Origin of the sequence: Nostoc sp. CmiVER01 (assembly GCF_034531135.2) — a bacterium.
Classification (GTDB): domain Bacteria; phylum Cyanobacteriota; class Cyanobacteriia; order Cyanobacteriales; family Nostocaceae; genus Nostoc.
The window spans coordinates 1-2,861 of sequence record NZ_JAVRBU020000011.1; the positions used below are offsets into that span (position 1 = coordinate 1).

2 protein-coding genes are annotated in these 2,861 nt (G+C 42.5%); both read left to right on the plus strand.

What is annotated here, in order from left to right; genetic code table 11:
- Nucleotides 1-482: 482 nt before the first annotated feature.
- Nucleotides 483-1,922 (plus strand): NB-ARC domain-containing protein, encoded by a 1,440-nt coding sequence (locus tag RMZ43_RS19610; protein WP_428850901.1) that lies wholly within the window; start codon nucleotides 483-485, stop codon nucleotides 1,920-1,922.
- Nucleotides 1,916-2,861 (plus strand): tetratricopeptide repeat protein (locus tag RMZ43_RS19615; RefSeq protein WP_428850902.1); only part of this gene is annotated, 946 nt, incomplete at its 3' end. The genes RMZ43_RS19610 and RMZ43_RS19615, both read left to right, overlap by 7 nt.

The following is a 2,861-nucleotide window of genomic DNA, read 5'->3' on the forward strand; positions in this document are numbered from 1 at the left end:
TTCAATAAACGACTACCCGAATTCAATAAACGACTACCCGAATTCAATAAACGACTACCCGAATTCAATAAACGACTACCCGAATTCAATAAACGACTACCCGAATTCAATAAACGACTACCCGAATTCAACAAACGACCGCCCGAATTCAATATATTTATTGCATAAATTCTCAAAACCTCACCCCAAACCTGATTTACTAAGGTTTTAGCTTTAGTATTACCCCACCCTAACCATTACTGCGATTAAGTAGGTAATCTTTGGGATTTAAGAAAAAATTCGACTTGTGTGTACACGGTAGCTTTCCAAAGGGAGCCACTGCGTTGCGAAGGTTCCCTCCGTTGTAGCAAGTGGCGTAGGATTAAGGGGGGTAATTCAACTTGTATGTACACCATAGATTCCCTGCTAGGGAAGGGAGTTAGGGGATTAGAGGGTTAGGTCATTTTTCATAGGAGGTGAGAAACTAAATCATCATGCAGTTGATGGCTAAACCTGAACGGACATTTGGGTTAATTGTGGGTATTGAAAAGTACCACGAAACTGCTTGGAACGTGCCAGGTGGGGGGCCAGCCGATGACGCGCTGAAATTTGCTCATTGGCTGCATTGGCACGGTGTACCGAGAGAGAATATCCGGTTATGTTTATCAGCACTGGAAGAAAATCATCAGTTAATTGGGGAATGTGGGTTAACTGTAGAGTTAGCAACAGAGCAAAATATCTCCGACATTGTGACTAACTTTTTATCCCCAAAATCGGGGGATTTACTCTACATTTTTTGGGCGGGACATGGTGTGATTACCTCAGAACGAGAGCGTCGGTTGCTTTGTGCTGATGCAAATAAACAGAATTGGCAGAATTTAGATTTGAATTCTTTATTAGTTTTGTTGGGTTCCGATAAATTTCAGATTCGGAATCATATTTGTATTATTGATGCCTGTGCCAATTATGTTTTAGAGTCGAAGAGAAGACCAACTAACTTAGGTGGCAAGGCTTTTTTGAGTGGTCAGCCACACAAAGATAGTCAACAATTTGTGTTACTGGCTACGCGGGAAGGAGAGCAAGCCAAGGTAAATTCTGAAAATAAAACAGGATACTTTTCTCAAGCGGTGAGAGAGGCTTTCACTGAAGCTAATGGGAATTTTCCGCCGGATATGAAAGGAGTTACTGAGGCAGTTAAGCAGCGATTTATTAGTTTAGATAAAAAACAACTGCCGACTTATTTTTATTCTCGCAGTTGGGATGGAGATATTGAAAAATCTCATTTCAACCCCTTTGATATCCCGCATAATATCCAACAGAGTCAAGCGCGTAAGTTTGTTGGCAGGGATGAGGAAATAGAACAATTGCGTCAGCTATTGCAAACAAATGATGTTGTGGCTATTACCGATGTGACTGGGCAAGGTGGCGTAGGTAAAACAGAGTTAGCTATTCAATACTCATGGCAATATTTGGAAGATTATTCTGGCGGGTGTTGTTGGTTAAATCCCCAAGGTATTGATTTAGGAACCCAGTTAGTAGAATTTGGAGTTGTAAATTTATCTAACTTCAATCCACCTAATGCTTTAAGCCTATCAGGTCAGGTTGCTTATTGTTGGAAGAATTGGCAAGCTGGCAAAGTTTTACTGGTATTTGATGATGTTAAAGACTGGAAGCAAATTCAACCCTACTTACCACTCAAAGGTTCTCGGTTTCAGGTGTTAATTACCACTCGTCAAAACACTGGATTGACATATCCCTCCCTGCCGTTAGATAAACTGTCAGCAGATGGAGCATTAGAATTATTAACAACCCTGCTCGGAAAAGATAGAGTTGAGAAGGAATTAGAGTTTGCTCAAGGACTTTGCAGGTTTGTGGGTTATGTACCTATTGGACTTTACCAAATAGCAGCACAGTGCCGAGAGCCAGGGAGAGTATTATGTTAGCAGATATCCTCGCTCGGTTACAAAAGCAAGCAACAGATGGCGAGTCTGGTGTAGCAGCAGCTTTTGAGTTGAATTGGGAATGCTTAGAACCAGAAGCACAAAAATTGGCTTGTCTGTTGAGTTTATTTGCTTTGGCTCCTATCCCCTGGTTTTTGGTAGAATCAGCAGCAAGCTATAGCCATTTGGAATTTGACCTCAAAGCTAACTGCACTGTTTTAGTTGAGCGTTATCTGCTGCAAGAATTGGTAGATGGCACTTACCAAGTTCACGAACGCATTCAGGAATTACTGCGACAGAAGTTAGAAGAGTTAGCGGAAACAGATGAACTCAAGCGCGGCTTTTGTCAGGCAATGGTAGCTATAGCGCGGAAGATTCCTCAGACACCCACATCAATAGAAATCGCTCAAGCAACCCTCGTTATCCCACACCTTGCAGCAGTTACCACAGTTGCTCAAGATTGGATCAGCAATGGAGATTTAATTTCGGCTGTTGTTGGCTTAGGTAGATTTTACGAAGAACAAGGGACTGACAAGCAAGTTTTACTTTGGTATGAGCAAGTTTTACCTTGGTATGAAAAAAGTTTATCAGCTGCTAGAGAACGTTTCACGGATGAATACCCGAATGTAGCAATTAGTCTGAACAATTTGGCGTTACTCTACTATTCACAGGGAAGGTACAGCGATGCCGAACCTTTGTTCATCGAAGCCTTGTCCATGAAAAAACGCCTGCTGGGGAATGAACACCCCGATGTGGCACAAAGCCTGAACAATTTGGCGTTACTCTATGAATCACAGGGAAGGTACAGCGATGCCGAACCTTTGTTCATCGAAGCCTTGTCCATGAGAAAACGCCTGCTGGGGAATGAACACCCCGATGTGGCACAAAGCCTGAACAATTTGGCAGGACTCTACGAATCACAGGGAAGGTACAGCGATGCCG

Bases quoted from the DNA above. Each gene is read 5' to 3' on its own strand.
- RMZ43_RS19610 (WP_428850901.1), top strand. From the start codon at position 483: ATGGCTAAACCTGAACGGACATTTGGGTTAATTGTGGGTATTGAAAAG.